Source organism: Streptomyces liliifuscus, from assembly GCF_016598615.1.
Classification (GTDB): domain Bacteria; phylum Actinomycetota; class Actinomycetes; order Streptomycetales; family Streptomycetaceae; genus Streptomyces; species Streptomyces liliifuscus.
This window is the reverse complement of the sequence record NZ_CP066831.1, coordinates 3,005,410-3,020,870: the sequence shown is the minus strand read 5'-3', so window position 1 is coordinate 3,020,870 and position 15,461 is coordinate 3,005,410. Positions and strand designations below refer to the sequence as shown.

At 68.9% G+C, this 15,461-nt stretch carries 7 protein-coding genes; 6 read left to right on the top strand and 1 reads right to left on the bottom strand.

The genetic code is table 11. From position 1 onward, the window contains the following. The first annotated feature begins 125 nt into the window (after positions 1-125). The 4 genes from JEQ17_RS12740 to JEQ17_RS12725 all read left to right on the top strand — a co-directional run bounded on the left by JEQ17_RS12740 (position 126) and on the right by JEQ17_RS12725 (position 8,289). The gene (locus JEQ17_RS12740) at positions 126-1,823 is read left to right on the top strand and encodes a sensor histidine kinase (RefSeq protein ID WP_200395372.1); all 1,698 of its coding nucleotides are present in this window, start codon (positions 126-128) and stop codon (positions 1,821-1,823) included. Positions 1,824-2,059: 236 nt separating this feature from the next. Further along, entirely contained in the window at positions 2,060-3,154 is a 1,095-nt protein-coding gene (locus JEQ17_RS12735) for a lytic polysaccharide monooxygenase auxiliary activity family 9 protein (protein ID WP_200395371.1), read from the top strand. Positions 3,155-3,513: 359 nt separating this feature from the next. Beyond that, positions 3,514-6,807 (top strand): GH92 family glycosyl hydrolase, encoded by a 3,294-nt coding sequence (locus JEQ17_RS12730; RefSeq protein WP_200395370.1) that lies wholly within the window; start codon positions 3,514-3,516, stop codon positions 6,805-6,807. 117 nt (positions 6,808-6,924) lie between these two features. Continuing rightward, positions 6,925-8,289, top strand: a complete 1,365-nt coding sequence (locus JEQ17_RS12725; RefSeq protein ID WP_234048174.1) for a DUF11 domain-containing protein — start codon at positions 6,925-6,927, stop codon at positions 8,287-8,289. A gap of 49 nt (positions 8,290-8,338) precedes the next feature. Here JEQ17_RS12725 and JEQ17_RS12720 read toward each other — a convergent pair whose 3' ends face one another. Then, complete coding sequence (locus JEQ17_RS12720) at positions 8,339-12,178, bottom strand: GH92 family glycosyl hydrolase (RefSeq protein ID WP_200395369.1); 3,840 nt, start codon at positions 12,176-12,178, stop codon at positions 8,339-8,341. A gap of 595 nt (positions 12,179-12,773) precedes the next feature. Between JEQ17_RS12720 and ngcE the strand changes: the two genes are divergently transcribed. Next, the gene (ngcE, locus tag JEQ17_RS12715) at positions 12,774-14,222 is read left to right on the top strand and encodes an N-acetylglucosamine/diacetylchitobiose ABC transporter substrate-binding protein (RefSeq protein WP_200395368.1); all 1,449 of its coding nucleotides are present in this window, start codon (positions 12,774-12,776) and stop codon (positions 14,220-14,222) included. 256 nt (positions 14,223-14,478) lie between these two features. Further along, positions 14,479-15,408 (top strand): carbohydrate ABC transporter permease, encoded by a 930-nt coding sequence (locus JEQ17_RS12710; RefSeq protein ID WP_200395367.1) that lies wholly within the window; start codon positions 14,479-14,481, stop codon positions 15,406-15,408. Positions 15,409-15,461: the final 53 nt, after the last annotated feature.

Sequence of the window (15,461 nt, the reverse complement as noted above, 5' to 3'; positions counted from 1 at the left end):
GACACGGGCGGGCCGGAGCACCGGCCGGCCGGGCCGGAATCCCGCACGGACGGACCCACTTCGGCGCCGACGACCCATGCCGGACGGGGCGCCGCGTATGCCCGCAGACCGACGGAGGCCGGGAGATGAGTTCGCGGCTGCGGCTGCGGCTGCGGCTCCGGCCGTCCGGGCGGTCGCAGCGGGACCGTTCCCCGCGCGGGCGCTCGCTGCGGGCCCGCCTTCCGCTGCTCGTCGGAGTCACGCTCGTCGCGGTGTGCGTGGTGACGGCGCTCACCGTCTTCCTCGTCCAACGCGCCTATCTGCTCGGCGATCTGGACCAGCGAGTCACCAACGCCGCCGAGCGCGTGCAGGGCGGTGCAAGGGGCACCACCCCCGTCACGGACCTGGCGTTCCCCGACCAGCGAGGTCAGGCCGTCGGCACGATCGCGGCCACGCTCGAAGCCGACGGGTACGTGTCCGCCGCCCGGGTCGTCCCCCAGGACGGCGACCCGCGAAATCTCAGCGCCACCCAACGTGCCGCCCTCGACGGCATCGAGCCCGACGGCTCCCTGCACACCAGGACCGTGCCCGGCCTCGGCACCTACCGGGTCACCGCCCTCGCCGACAGCGGGCACGCCGTCCTCACCGGCCTGCCGATGGACGGCGTACAGGACATGATCCGGGACCTGGTCGTGGTCGAGGCCGTGGTCGGCGCCGTCGGTCTCGCCGCCGCGGGCTGCGTCTGCGCCGTCGTCATACGACGTCAACTGCGGCCGCTGGGACGGGTCGCCGCGGCCGCCGTCGAGGTCTCCCGCTCGCCCCTGGACCGGGGCGGGGCCATCGGCCCGACCCCCGCGTCCGGCCTCACCCGCGTGTCCGAACGGGACACCGACCCCGCCAGCGAGGCAGGCCAGGTCGGCGCCGCGCTCAACCGCATGATCGACCACGTGGAGTCCTCGCTCGCCCAACGGCAGCATGGCGAGGAGGAGATCCGCCGCAGCGAGGAACGCACACGCCGCCTCCTCGCCGACGCCAGCCATGAACTCCGTACGCCACTCGCGGCCATCGCCGGATACGCGGAACTGATGAACCGCGACGCGGACATGATCGAGCCCACGCTGGCCTGGCGGAGGGTCTCCGCCGAGTCGGCGCGCATGACCGGCCTCGTGGAGGACCTGCTGCTGCTCGCCCGACTGGACGAGGGACGGTTGTCGCACTCCGCCGAGGCGGATCTCGCGGCCCTGGTCGCCGACGCGGTGTGGGACGCGCGGGCCGCCGGGGGCGACCACGACTGGCAGCTCGGGCTGCTCCTCGACACCCCGGCGCTCGTCGTCGGCGACGAGGCCCGGCTGCATCAGGTGGTGGCCAATCTGTTGGCCAACGCGCGTATGCACACACCTGTGGGCACGACCGTCGTCACCTCGGTCGAGGCCACGGACGAGCGCCGCGTCATCCGGGTACGCGACAACGGCCCCGGCATTCCGCCCGCCCTGCTCCCCAGGGTCTTCGAACGCTTCACCCGCGCCGACGTCTCGCGCTCCCGCCCGGACGCCAGGTCCGGCGGCTCCGGTCTGGGCCTCGCCATCGCGGCGGCGATCACACAGGCGCACGGGGGCCGGATCGCGGTCGAGAGCGAGCCGGGACGCACGGAGTTCACCATCGAACTGCCACCCGTCGGGATGCCCCGACTGCTGCCCGTGGACACGGTCTCGGCCCCTTCGACGCCGACCCGGACCGAGGCGCCGACCCCGACTCAGCCCCAGACCCAGGCCCAGACGCCCGCACCACCCCCCACCCCAGCACCGACACGAGCCCCGGACATCGCCTCCTCGTCCATGAGCTGACAGAGACCCGGTTTCCCAGCCGCCGCGAGCGCCGCACCCACCCGGGTGCAACCCCCTTGCGCCAGGCGTTTACAGGTGCAGAGGTCCGCGCTAGCGTCAAAACCACGTGGGGTGGGAGCGCTCCCACATCTGGTGGACCGGAACCCGCCCCGGGCTCGCTCCCATCTCGCGCATCCGCACACGGACATCACCCGACACCGGCACGGCCCATGAACGAAGGGACGGACAGATCTGTCATGATCCTGACAACATCCCCACCCACCCCCCGCCCCCCACGGCGATTACCGCTCCCCGCCCGTGGCAGAGCCTTCCTCCTCATCCTGCTGGCCCTGGTCGTCACGATCCCGGCGCTCGGTCTGGTCGTCTCGGCCGGCGGCGAGGCGAAGGCCCACGGCACCCCCATGAAGCCCGGCAGCCGCACCTTCCTGTGCTGGCAGGACGGGCTCACCGACACCGGTGAGATCAAGCCGATCAACCCGGCCTGCAAGAAGGCACAGCAGGTCAGCGGCACGACCCCGTTCTACAACTGGTTCTCGGTGCTGCGCTCCGACGGCGCGGGCCGCACCCGTGGCTTCGTGCCCGACGGCGAGCTGTGCAGCGGTGGCAACACCAACTTCACGGGCTTCAACTCCCCGAGCGCCGACTGGCCGTTGACCCATCTGACCTCGGGCGCGACCGTCGACTTCTCCTACAACGCCTGGGCCGCGCACCCGGGTTGGTTCTACGTCTACATCTCCAAGGACGGCTTCGACCCGACCAAGTCGCTCACCTGGAACGACATGGAGGCACAGCCGTTCCTGAGCGTCGACCACCCGCCGCTCAACGGCTCCCCGGGCACGGTCGAGGCGAACTACTCCTGGTCCGGCAGGCTTCCCTCGGGCAAGTCGGGCCGCCATCTCATCTACATGGTCTGGCAGCGCTCGGACAGCGCGGAGACCTTCTACTCCTGCTCCGACGTCGTCTTCGACGGCGGCAACGGAGAGGTGACGGGCATCCACGACCCGGGCGACCCGACCGAGCCCCCGCCCGGCGCCTGCTCCGCCACCCGCCGTACGACGGGCAGTTGGTCCGGCGGCTACCAGTCCGAGGTCACCGTCACCAACACCGGTGCGGTGCCGATGCTCGGCTGGATGGTCGACTGGGCACTGCCGGGCGGCCAGTCCGTCGCCAGTCTCTGGAGCGGCAACGCCACGTACAGCGGTCAGAACGTGATGGTCCACAACGCCGACTGGAACGGGTCGCTCGATCCGGGCGAGAGTGCCTCGTTCGGGTACGTCGTCCAGGGGGCCGGGGGTGATCCGGCGACCGCCCTCGCCTGTCGGCCGGGCTGAGCCGGGCCGGCGGACCCTGCGAAACCGCCGGCGCGGGCACCACGTGCTCGGGGCGGACCCGGTGGCCGTAATCCACCGGGTCCGCGAGCCGGGCAGGTTCGGGGGAAGGTCTGCCCGGATGGAACATGGCTTGTGTGGACCAGAGGACGCGACAACGTTGTCGAATGGTCTGGCCGAGACTCTACTCCTCCAACAGACAACGCTGTCAAACCTGTTGGGCGTTGAGCCGTCCGAGTGTCGGCCACGCGTGCCTCTCCGCTGCCCGGCGCTCTTCCGTGGTACAGGTGCGGCACGCTACTGTCCCTGCGGCTTGTGCGACCCGTGGTGCGCGACCCGTCCGAAGGAGGAGGGGCCGCGTCATGCGTTTCCGTCCGTCATCCGTGCTTCCCGCCGTTGCTCTTGCCGCCGCCATGGCCGTCGGCAGCGGAGCCACCCCGGCCCTGGCCGCACCCTCACAGGTACCGGCGCTCGTCCAGGACCCCACCCCGTACGTCGACCCCCTCATCGGCACGAGGAACGGCGGCAATGTCTTCCCGGGCGCCGTCGTGCCGTTCGGCATGCTCTCCTGGAGCCCCGAGAACACCCGCGGCGACGCGACCCGCACGGCCGCGCCCGGCGGCTACCAGTACGACGCGACCCGTATCCGCGGCTTCAGCCTCACCCACATGTCCGGCACGGGCTGTGCGGGCGGCAGCGGTGACATCCCGTTCTTCCCGTACGCGGGCGAGGTCACCTCCTCCCCGGCGAGCGACACCAAGGACGCGGTGTACGCCTCGGACTTCGCGCACGCCGACGAGACCGCCGAACCCGGCCACTACAAGGTCGGCCTCTCCTCCGGCGTCACCGCGGACCTCACGGCGACCGCCCGCACGGGCTCGGGCCGCTTCACCTACCCCGCCGACAAACCGGCCTCGCTGCTGATCCGGACCGCCAACTCCGAGGTGGGCTCGACGACTTCGGACGTCCGCATCGACCCCGAGGCCCGTACGGTCTCCGGTTCCGTCACGTCCGGCAACTTCTGCGGCTACCTCGACCCGGAGGGCCAACGCGACTACTACACCCTCCACTTCACCGCCCGCTTCGACCGCGACTTCAAGGCCACCGGTACCTGGCAGGACGGCAAGCTGAGCCCCGGCGCCACCGAGGCGAGCGGCGGCACCGGCGGATTCGGCACGAACGGCAGGCCGGTCGCGGGCAAGGGAGCCGGCGGATACGTGGAGTTCGAGCCCGGCGCAGGACCGGTGAACGTCAAGGTCGGCATCTCGTACGTCAGCAGGGCAGGCGCCGAGGCCAACCTCGCCGCCGAGAACCCGCCCCGCCGCTCCTTCGACGACGTTCAGGACGCTGCGCGAAAGGCCTGGCGCGACCGTCTCTCCGCGGTGAAGGTCGGCGGCGGTACCGACGACGGGCGCACCACGTTCTACACCGCGCTCTACCACTCCCTCCTGCACCCGAACGTCATCAGCGACTCCGACAGGAGATACAGAGGCGCCGACGGCAAGGTGCACCGGGTGGGCGCGGGACATCGGGCCCAGTACGGCACCTACTCCGGCTGGGACGTCTACCGTTCCCAGGTCCAGCTGCTCACCCTGCTCGACCCGCGCACCGGCTCCGACATCGCGCAGTCGCTGCTCGAACTGGCCCGCCAGAACGGCGGCGTCTGGGACCGCTGGCTGCACGGCGCGAGCGGCACCCACGTCATGAACGGCGACCCGGCACCGGCGACCCTGGCGGGCATCAGGGCCTTCGGCGGACGGGACTTCGACCTGCGCGGCGCGCTCGACTCGCTGGTGAAGGCCGCCACCGTCCCGACCGACCTCGATCTGAGCCCGGCGGGCAAGCCCATCATGTCCGTCGGCCAACGCCCGTCCCTCGACAAGTACTTGGCGAAGCACTACATGCCGTCCGTGTCCAACGCCTGGGGCGGCGCCGCCGAGACCCTGGAGATGTCGGGCGCCGACTTCGCCCTCGCCCAACTCGCCACCGCCGCAGGGGAGAAGAAGACCGCCGAGACCTTCACCCGGCGTTCCCAGTGGTGGCAGAACAACTTCAACATCGCGGCCGACCCCACCGGCGGCCACATCGCCAACCGCAAGGCCGACGGCAGCTGGGTCACCGGCTTCACCCCGGCCACCGGCAACGGATTCGTCGAGGGCACGGCGGCCCAGTACACCTGGATGGTCCAGCACAACCCGGCGGGCCTCTTCGCCGCGATGGGCGGGCAGGACAAGGCGGTCGAGCGCCTGGACTCCTTCTTCCACAACGCCGACGGCAGCTGGGCCTTCACCGGCAGCGGCGGCGACAAGTCCGAACTGGACAACGAGCCGTCCATCAACGTGCCCTACCTGTACGCGTACGCGGGCGCACCCCACAAGACCCAGGAGACCGTACGGGCCGCGATGGGCAAGCTGTGGTCCACCGAGCCCGCCGGGATCCCCGGAAACGACGACCTCGGCGCGATGTCGTCCTGGTACGTCTTCTCCGCGCTCGGCATGTACCCCCAGGTGCCTTCGCGGGCCGAACTCGTCCTGGGATCACCGGTGTTCCCGAGGGCCCACATCTCCCGCCCGAACGGCAACGACATCGACATCCGGGCAGCCGGCGCGTCTGCGGACTCGCCGTACGTCCAGTCTCTGAAGGTCAACGGGCGCACCAGCGACCGGCCTTGGCTGCCCGCCTCCTTCGTGCGCGACGGCGGCACGCTCGACTACACCCTCGCCGGCACCCCGAACCGCGCCTGGGGGAGCGGCGCAGAGGACGCCCCGCCGTCGTTCCGCGACGGGGAGCAGCCCTACCAGATCGGTGTCGGCCCGACCACGGCGACGGTCGCCCCCGGCGGCAGCACGAAGCTCGGCATCCGCGCGCTCGCACTGAGCGGCGGTGACGGCCCCGAGGTGCGCTTCCGCGTCGAGACCCCCGAAGGCGTCCGGGCGACTCCCGCCGAGGGCACGGTCACGGACGGGGCCCAGGAGATCACGCTGGCCGCCGACGAGAACGCCGAGCAGGGCTTCTACGACGTCAAGGTCAGCGTCACTTCCGGCGACAGCGACACCTCGTACGACCAGCCTGTCGCCCTCACCGTCGCGGCACCAGGCTCCCTCCTCGCCGCGTACAACAACACCGGGACCACGGACGACGAGGGTGACCACGCCGAGGGCGACTACGACGGTGGCGGCTGGAGCTACTCCCGTCAGGCCCTCGCCGCCGCCGGTCTCACCCCGGGCGGGCAGGGTTCGGTGAAGGGTCTCGCCTACACCTGGCCGAACTCCCCGGCGGGCCGCCCGGACAACGCGTCGGCGACCGGGCAGACCATCGAACTCCCCTCATCAGCAGCCGAGTTGAGCTTCCTGGGCAGTGCGGTCAACGGCAACCAGCAGACCCGGGCGACCGTCACGTACGACGACGGCACCACCGACTCGATCGACCTCTCCTTCACCGACTGGACTGTCGGCGGCGGAGGCGGCGCCGTCCAGTACGGCAACGAGGTCGTCGCCCGGGCCGCGTACCGGAACGTCGCGGGCGCCGACAAGGACCCGGTCGCCACGTACGTCTTCGCCACGAAGCCGTTCGAGGCGCCGGAGGGCAGGACGATCAAGAGCGTGAAACTGCCGGACAACGCCGACCTGCATGTGTTCACCGTCGCGGTGAACTGAACTCCCTTCCCCAGCAAGGGAACCCGCTTCCCAGCAAGGTGATCCGCCTCCGCCGGTGCTCCGACCGGCGGAGGCGGTAGCGTGTGCGATTCCGACGATCTCCCCGGGGGACGAACCATGCGCGCGCGAGGGACAGTGCCGCGGCCCGCGGCGGTCTGCCTGACATTGGTGATGCTGCTGGGCGGACTCGCCGGATGCGGCGACGGCGTCGGCGCCGCGAAGAAGTCCTGGATCGCGGTGCCGGACCAGTTCTATCTCCGGCCGCCCGGGGACAGGTCCGGTCCGACGAACAAGGTGCCCTTCCAAGTCCAGGCCGAGGACGTGAAGGCCAGGAGCAGCGTCGGAACGCAGGACCACCGGCTCACGGTGGACGTCACCGGGTCCGAGCACGCGGTACGGCTCAAGATCTCGGACATCCGCAAGAAGAACCCCAGGTGCGCGGGGACCGACACCCGGGTCGTCTGCCGGGTGAGCGGCGCCTACAACAGCTGGTCCGACATCGACCGGGTCTATCCGTACGCCGCCCCGGGCAGCAAGCCCGGCGACAGCGGAACGGTCCGTTTCAGCTTCACCACCGAGAAGGGGAAGAAGCTCAGCGCCCGCACCCGGGTCGTCGTCGGCGAGCCCGTGGTGAAGGTGCGCACGACGAAGGTGTTCGAGGACGTCGGGCCCGGCTCCGTCCTCAGCACGCCGGTCGTGGTCCGCAACACCGGGGAGGTGCCCGTGCGCGGGGTCGGCCTGCAACTCGCCGTCGGCACGGGCCTGCGCTTCGAGAACCGGTACGGCAACTGCCGTTACCCGGAGCCGCAGAAGGGCTCCCTCGCGGTGTGCGAGTTCCCCGGCGTGCGCATCCAGCCCGGGCAGGCGGTCGTCCTCCGCCCGGCCCTGGCACTGAACGTCGCCGAAACGGAGATGTACTCCTCGTTCCGCCAGCAGGCGTGGGCCCTGGACATGGGCCCCGCGAAGAACAGCGTGGTGCCCGAGGGCGGCGACCGCGGCGACGGCCCCCGGCTGACGACCGGCGCCGCGAAGGGCGCCGACCTGAAGGGGACGTTCGCCGGCGGCGACGTATGGAGCGAGGTGCGGGTGGACACGTACGCCGACTTCGAGGTCTTCGCCGTCGAGGTGAGTGGCGGGCGCGGCAGCGAGCACACCGTGCGCCTGAAGGTCCGCAACAACGGGCCCGCCAACCCCGGCAGCACCACACTGCTGTTCACCCCGCCGGAGAGCGCCACCGTGGTGAAGCAGCCCATGGAAGCCATCGACGAGGACGTGTACGAGCCCTACTGCGACCTCGACAAGGGCACGTACTCCTGCTCCGTGGGGAGCGGGCTCGAAGCGGGGAAGACACGCACCTTCGAGTTCACGCTCCGTCTCGGCGGACCGGCCGAGGGCAGCGTGCGGGTGACGGACGCCCCCGATTCCGACCGCCGGGACCCCGACCCCGCCAACGACACGGCACCGGTTACCGTCCTGCCGTAACCGGTGCCGTGTACGCCGTGCGTGTTTGCCGTACCGAGCGTGCCGCGCGTCAGCTCAGCAGTTCCACCTCCGCCAGCGTCGCCTCACCGTCGAGGACCAGGCGGTACTTGGTGTACGACCCGGGCGCCGAGACCGAGAACGCCCGTGTCTGCCGGTCCCAGGTGAAGGACTGACCGGACCGCTTGTCGAGATCCTTCCACGTGGTCCCGTCGGACGAGCCCTGGAGGACCCAGCCCTGTGGAGCCTTGGAGCGCTCGGCCGACGTCAGCGTGTACTGAACGGCCTTGGCCCGGTCGGCGGTCGGCAGATCCACCGACTCGACGGTCGCGTTCGTCGCCGAGGTGTTGTCGAACAACTCGCCCTCGCCCTTGATGACATCGCTCCGGGGCGACGGCACCTTGTCGTCCTCGGTGATCGAGACGGGCGCCGCGTTCTTCCCGGTGCCCCACGAGGACGGCTTCGACCCCATGTCGAACTCCAGCACGCCACCACGGGAGATGATCGAGTGGGGGAGCGAAGTCTTCGTCCAGGCCTTGCCGTTGACCTTCAGGCCCTGCACGTAGACGTTCTTCGCGCTGTTCTTCGGAGCCTTCACGACCAGCTCCCGGCCGTTCTCCAGGTGCACGGTCGCCTTGGTGAACAGCGGTGAGCCGACGGCGTATTCGCCGCTGCCCATGACCAGCGGGTAGAAGCCGAGCGCGGAGAAGAGGAACCAGGCCGACTGCTCGCCGTTGTCCTCGTCGCCGTGGTAGCCCTGCCCGATCTCACTGCCGGTGTAGAGCCGGGACAGCACCTCGCGGACGTTCTTCTGCGTCTTCCAGGGCTGACTCGCCGCGTTGTACATGTAGTTCACGTGGTGGGCGACCTGGTTGGAGTGCCCGTACATGCCCATCCGTACGTCACGCGCCTCGGTCATCTCGTGGATGACGCCCCCGTACGAGCCGACGAACTCGGGAGAGGCGGTCTCGGGGGTCGCGAAGTACGTGTCGAGCTTCTCCGCGAGCCCGGAGCGGCCGCCGTACAGGTTGGCGAGGCCGCGGGAGTCCTGGGGCGCGGTGAAGGCGTAGCCCCAGCCGTTGGTCTCGGTGTAGTCGTAGCCCCACACCCTCGGGTCGTACTTGGACGACTCGACCCGCCAGTCGCCCTTCTGGTCGCGGCCCTGGAAGAAGCCGGCCTTGGAGTCGAAGAGGTTGATGTAGTCCTGGGCGCGGTTGAGGAAGTACTCCGCCTCCTCCTTGTAGCGCTTCTCGCCCGTCTTCTTGTAGAGGGCCTGGCCCATCTTCGAGATGCCGTAGTCGTTGAGGTAGCCCTCAAGTGCCCACGACAGACCCTCGTGCGTGTCGGTGCTCGTGTAGCCGAGGAACGGCGAGGTCGCCATGCCCTTGCGGCCCACGCCCGAGGAGGGCGGTACGACGGTGGCGTTCTTGACCGCCGCGTCGTACGCCGACTTTGCGTCGAAGTCGACCCCCTTGACGTAGGCGTCCGCGAACGCCACGTCCGACGAGGTGCCGGTCATCAGGTCCGCGTAGCCGGGCGAGGACCAGCGCGAGGTCCAGCCGCCGTCCTTGTACTGCTGCACGAACCCGTCGACCATCTCACCGGCCTGACCGGGTGTCAGCAGAGAGTAGGCCGGCCAGGTCGTCCGATAGGTGTCCCAGAAGCCGTTGTTGACGTACACCTTGCCGTCGACGATCTTCGCGCCGGTGTGCGTCGGGGTGTCCGGGCCGGGCATCGGCGAGAACGGCGAGGCGTACTGGTACTTCCCACCGACCTTCTCGAAGCCGGAGTTGGGGTACAGGTACAGCCGGTAGAGGCTGGAGTACAGGGTCGTCAGCTGGTCCGGGGTCGCGCCCTCGACCTCGACCTTGCCGAGGATCTTGTCCCACTGCTTCTGGGCGCGCGACTTGACCGCGTCGAAGGACGTGCCGTCCGGGATCTCCTGACGGAGGTTGTCCTTGGCCTGGTCGATGCTGATCAGGGACGTGGCCAGGCGGAGCGTGACCGTGCGGTCCTCGCCCGCCTTGAACTTCAGATAGCCCTTCACACCGGAGGAGCTGCCGTCGGCGACCTCCGCGTCGAACACGCCGTACACGAAGAGGCGGGTCGCGCCCGTCGACAAGCCCGACTTCACGTCCGAGTAGCCCGTGAAGGTCCCGTTCTCCTTGTCGAGGGTGAGGCCCGCCTGGTCGGTGACGTTGTCGAAGACGACGCTCGCGTCGTCGCCGGGGTAGGTGAAGCGCATGGCCGCCGCGTGGTCCGTCGGCGCCATCTCCGTCTTCAGCCCGTTCTCGAACCGCACCCCGTAGTAGTACGGGCGTGCCGTCTCGTTCTCGTGCTTGAACGGCAGCGCGCGGGCGGTGCGGCCCGTCTCCGGGGTGCCGGCCGCGGCCGACGGCATCACCTGGAAGGTCTGCCGGTCACCCATCCAGGGGCTCGGCTCATGACTCGCGCTGAACGCCTGTATGGTCGGCAGATTGTCCGCGTTGTTCGCGCGGGCGTAGTCGTAGAGCCAGCTGAGCGAACCCGCGTTCGTCACCGGCGTCCAGAAGTTGAAGCCGTGCGGCACGGCCGTCGCCGGGAAGTTGTTGCCGCGCGAGAAGCCGCCGCTGGAGTTGGTGCCGCGCGTGGTGGACGCGTAGTCCGAGAGATGCGCCTTCGGCTTCTCGGGCTTCTTCACGCTCAGGTTCACGTCGTCCAGCCAGCCGCGGAACTTCGCGGGCCCCTTCGGGGAGTCGTACGCGACCAGGATCCGGTCGACCGTCTTGCCGGCGGCGACCGAGCCGATCCGCGAGACGACGTTGTTCCACTGGTTGACGTACAGCACCTTCGACGCGCCCTGACCCTGCGGAGTCAGCGGGAAGCCGTGCTGGTCCTGGGCCCGCAGATCGCTCAGATGGGTGCCGTCCGTGAACGCCAGGTCCACCGAGACGTTCGTGGCGTCGTAGTCCCGGTCGCCGTCCGCCATCGACGGGAAGACCCGGTACGCCAACTCGGTGTCGCGGCCCACGGCCACGTTCACGTCGAAGACCTTGTTGTACGAGTAGGCGCGGCCGTCCGCCTTGTGCGTGCCCGCGTACCGGAGGGCCTTCTTGCCCGTGAAGCCCGCGCCGGACTTCGCGGTCGGGGAGCCGCTCGGGCCGCGGTCCACCAGCGAGAGCATGTCCTTGGGCGTCGGCTCCGCGCCGCCGCCCGTCGAGAACTGCACGTCGGCGAGTTGCGTGGCGTCCGAAGCACCGTTGTTCTTGGTGATGTCGAGCCGGAAGTGCTGGTACTCCGCGGGCTCGGCGAGGTCGTACGACTTCGTCTGGAAGCGCTCGCCGAAGGACTCGCCGGTGCGGGTGTCGAGGGTCTTCCAGTCCTTGCCGTCCGTGGACCCCTGGAACGTCCAGTCGACCGGGTCGCGCTCGTCGTGGTCGTTGGCCGAGGTGAGCGCGTACGTCACCAGCTTGACCGGGGCGTCCAGCTCGAACTCCACCCAGCCGGTGGGTGCGAAGGTGAGCCATTTGGTGCCGGGCTCGACGTCGACGAGGTTCTCCTTCACCTCGCCCGAGCCCGAGTTCTCGCCGCTCGCGGCGACATCCGTGACGTGCTCGGTCACATTGCCGGGAATGCCGGTGCTGAAGCCGCCGTCGACACCCGACGAACGCTTGGAACCATCGGGCGCGGTGTCGACTGTATTCAGCCAGTCGGGTGCGGGTTCACCCGCCTCGAAGGAGGAACCGAATTCCCTGTCCGCGGCGGCGGCTTCGGCCGGACGGGCGACGGCGGCGCCCTGCGAGGCCACCACCAGCGCGAAGGCGGTCGCTCCGAGGACCGCCGTGGAACCCCATCCGTGCCGTGCCCTGATCCGAGATCTGTGCGGAGATCCTTGCCGAGATCTGTGGTGCATGCGCCAGCACCCTCCCTGTCACGTGCGCCTGGACAACGTTGTCATATTTGCTGCGCAGGTCCAGTAGGGAGTCAAGTGGTCAGGGATGTCAAGGGTGTTGAACGTGGCGTACGGGGGTAATGACGACAGTCGGCCCGATGGCCCATCCACGGGCTCACCTGTCGGCTTCCTGTTCGGCCGCTGATCGTTCGCTGATCGCCCACTGTGCGGCGGGGCCTGTGGGCAGCTGATATTTCCGCGAGGTCTCACTTCGGGAAAGAGTGTCGGCCAACTGTGCATTCGATCTTGCTCCGCTGGCGGGAAGTGGACTATACCTGTCGGCGTCCGCCCAGTCGTTCGACGGGCCGCGGACAGGCACAGGCCAGGGAGAAGAAGGGGGCGTGGCGATCAGCGACTGCCGCGTATTCCCGCCGATCCCGGCATTCCACGCACGATCCAGCTCTACGTCCCCCCGCGGAAAGCGCCGGGCAAGCCGTCCGACCTGCTTTTCCTGCCGGGGGTCCGGGGGTTGACCCCCGGGTAATGCAGTACCGACCGCGGTGCCGGGGAGGGTCCGGTTCACCGCCTGAGTCCTGATGAAGGCGAGGACTTGAGCATGGGATCCACTTCCGCCCACAACAACCCAGAGGGTGTCGGCCGCCGCGATCTGATCAAGCGGACCGCTGCGCTCGGCCTGATTTCCGTACCCACGATGAGTTTCCTGTCGGCCTGTGCCAGCGGCGACAGCGGCAGCGAGGAAAAGGTCGACAAGGGCAAGAAGACCAAGGAGAACCCCCTCGCCGTCAATGAGACCGCGCCGCTGGAGATCGTCATCTTCGACGGCGGTTTCGGCACGAAGTACGCCGAGGACGCCAAGGCGATCTACGAGAAGAATTTCCCCAAGGCCAAGGTCAAGTTCTCGTCGACCCAGAAGATCCAGTCGGTCCTGCAGCCGCGCTTCAACCAGGGAACTCCGCCGGACCTGATCGACAACTCGGGTGCCGAGCAGATGGACATGGGCGTCCTCGTGGGCAAGAAGCAGCTCTCGGACCTCACCCCGCTGCTGGACGCGCCGTCCGTCGACGACCCGGCCAAGAAGGTCCGGGACACTCTGCGCCCCGGCATCGTCGAGATGGGCCAGTTCGACGGCGACCCGGTCTGGATCATGTACTACGCGTACACCGTCTACGGCGTGTGGTACTCCCAGAAGGCGCTGGAGTCCCTCGACGCCACGTACCCGGAGACCTGGGACGACATGCTCGCGGTCTGTGCCAAGGCGAAGAAGAAGGGCATCGCGGGCTGGACGTACGCGGGCAAGCACCCGTACTACATCCCCTTCTCCCTCTACCCGATGATCGCCAAGGTCGGCGGTGTCGAGGTGCTCGACGCCATCGACAACCTGGAGCCGAACGCCTGGAAGCACCCCGCGGTCAAGACCTGCTTCGAGGCGTACTACGAGCTCTACAAGAAGGGCTACATCCTCAAGGGCACCCCGGGCCTGGACCACATCCAGTCCCAGACGGCCTGGACCGAGGGCAAGGCACTCTTCATCCCGAACGGCTCCTGGGTGGAGAACGAGGCGGCGAAGACCATGCCGAAGGACTTCAACCTCGCGGTGAACGCGCCCAGCGGCATCGACAGCTCGGACAAGATGCCCTTCGGCACCATCTGGGCGTCCGGCGGCGAGCCCTTCATCGTTCCCGCCAAGGCCAAGAACACGGACGGCGGCATGGAGCAGCTGCGCATCATGCTCAGCGAGGCCTCGTCGAAGAACTTCACGGCGTCCGTCAAGTCGCTGACCGCGTTCAACGGCGGCACCGACGGCATCGAGCTGACGCCGGGTCTGAAGTCAGGTGTCGCGGCCCTGGAGAAGGCCGGCACCAACGTGGTCAACCCGCGCATCCAGGACTGGTACGTGGCCTTGCAGAAGGAGAAGATCGGTGTCGGCGGCCTCGGCGAGATGATGGCGGGGCGGCTCACCCCGGTAGAAGCCATCAAGAAGATCCAGGGCTATGCCGACGAGGCGGCCAAGGACGACAACATCCAGCACTACAAGCACCAGTGAGTGAGGCCGGGGCCCCGGGCGGTGACCGGGGCCCCGGCTCCAGGCCCTGTCTCCCCGATCTTCGCGGGCGCACGACGCCTGGCACGGCACCTCGACGCACGGCCGCATCACCCAAGTACGTCCAGTACGAGGGCGATGCGGCCACACGCCGACGCACCGCACCAGACGCCGCGCGCCGATCCGCGAAGATCGGGGAGACAGGACCTGGAAGTGCGGCATCGACGGCAGCCCCCGCGGGAAGATCGGGTCGGTAGGAATGCAACACGGCAAATACCGTTTCATCGTGGGGTTCTTGACGGCCCCCCTGGCCATCTACGGCCTCTTCGTGATCTGGCCCTTCATCCAGTCCATCTACTATTCGTTCACGGACTGGAGCGGTCTGAGCCCCGAGTTCAAGATGGTGGGCTTCAAGAACTACACGCGACTGCTCGATGACGAGGTCTTCTGGAAGTCGTTGCAGCACAGCGTGATGCTGGTCGTGCTGCTGCCATTGGTGACCCTCACCATGGCGCTGTTCTTCGCCTTCATGCTCAATGTCGGCGGACGGCGCCGGAAGAATGCCGCGATCGCCGGTGTCCGCGGCTCCGCCTTCTACAAGGTGGTCTACTTCTTTCCGCAGGTGCTGTCGATCGCCATCGTCGCGCTGCTGTTCCAGTTCGCCTACAACCCCAACAGCGGTGCGATCAACTCCGCCCTGAAGGCGATCGGACTGGACAGCGTTCAGCCCGACTGGCTCGGTGACCCCGATCTGGCCCTCTGGTGCGTTTTCGCGGTACTCGTCTGGTGCACCGTCGGTTTCTTCGTGGTGCTCTTCTCCGCGGGAATGGCCTCCATTCCCAAGGACTACTACGAGGCGGCGCTGCTGGACGGCGCAAACCGCATCACGACATTCTTCAAGATCACCCTGCCGCTCCTCTGGGACACCGTGCAGTCCGGCTGGGCCTATGTGGGCATCCTGGCGCTCGGCGCCGAGGCCTTCGCGGTCGTGCAGATCATGACCGTGGGCCCGAACGGCGGCGGTCCCGACTACTCGACGACCGTCCTGCCGCTGTACGTCTACCAGAAGGCGTTCCGCGACGGTCAGGCCGCCTACGCGACGACGATCGGTGTCGCCCTGCTCATCGTGACGCTGCTGTTCGTGGCCGTCGTCATGAAGCTGGGCCGGCGCGAGCGGCTGGAGTACTGATGCAGACCGAGCTGACCGAGCCGCGAGGAGGCCACGAGTGAAGACGACCGACA